This is a genomic window from Arsenophonus sp. ENCA (assembly GCF_002287155.1).
Lineage (GTDB): Bacteria > Pseudomonadota > Gammaproteobacteria > Enterobacterales > Enterobacteriaceae > Arsenophonus > Arsenophonus nilaparvatae.
Window position 1 is genome coordinate 1 of record NZ_NHNG01000113.1, and the last position, 634, is coordinate 634.

Here is a 634-nt window from a genome sequence, read left to right on the forward strand (position 1 = left end):
TGCCAGACGAAAGTATTAGAAACATTACGCAAGGAAATTAACAAGGAGATTAAACAGGGAAATCTCGTACCACTTAATTCAGAAAGCACGCTGTTAACCACAGAAAACCATCTTAAACAGGAAAATGGCCCATTCCCAGTCGAAACGCAACAAACCCATAAAACGTTATGCAGCCATTAGATGAGCTAAAAATACTTCATTTGGAGAAAAATAGCCCAACGATTTTCGTCCCCGAGTATTAAGTATGTGCTCAAGTTCTGCAATCTCGTTGTCCGTGACTGAGTTGAAGTCCGTTCCTTTTGGGTAAAAACGGCGGATAAGTCCGTTACTGTGTTCATTTAAACCACGCTCCCATGAGTGATAAGGCCTGGCAAAGAAGACATTAGCACCGGTGATCTCAGTTATCTGTTTATGCATGGAGAACTCAGAACCGTTATCGGCCGTCAAAGTTTTAAAGTCACAGAAGGTATTTGCTACAATGTCAAGGAAAGCATCTACAACAGTATCAGCGCGTTTATTCGGTAACTTGCGGATAATAATCTGCTTGGTAGCTTTATCCGCTAGAGTCAGTAAGAATGACTTCTGATCTTTACCAAATACAGTATCAATTTCAAAATGACCGGGTTGTTGCTTA

2 protein-coding genes are annotated in these 634 nt (G+C 40.9%); one reads left to right on the forward strand and one right to left on the reverse strand.

Annotated elements, in window-relative coordinates:
- On the forward strand, positions 1–180 hold a 180-nt coding region (locus tag CBG25_RS03280), incomplete at its 5' end, for a hypothetical protein (protein ID WP_290604494.1).
- On the opposite strand, the gene CBG25_RS03285 is transcribed toward CBG25_RS03280, so the two are convergent.
- A partial coding sequence (locus CBG25_RS03285) for an IS30 family transposase (protein WP_290604496.1) occupies positions 166–634 on the reverse strand: 469 nt, incomplete at its 5' end. The genes CBG25_RS03280 and CBG25_RS03285 overlap by 15 nt on opposite strands.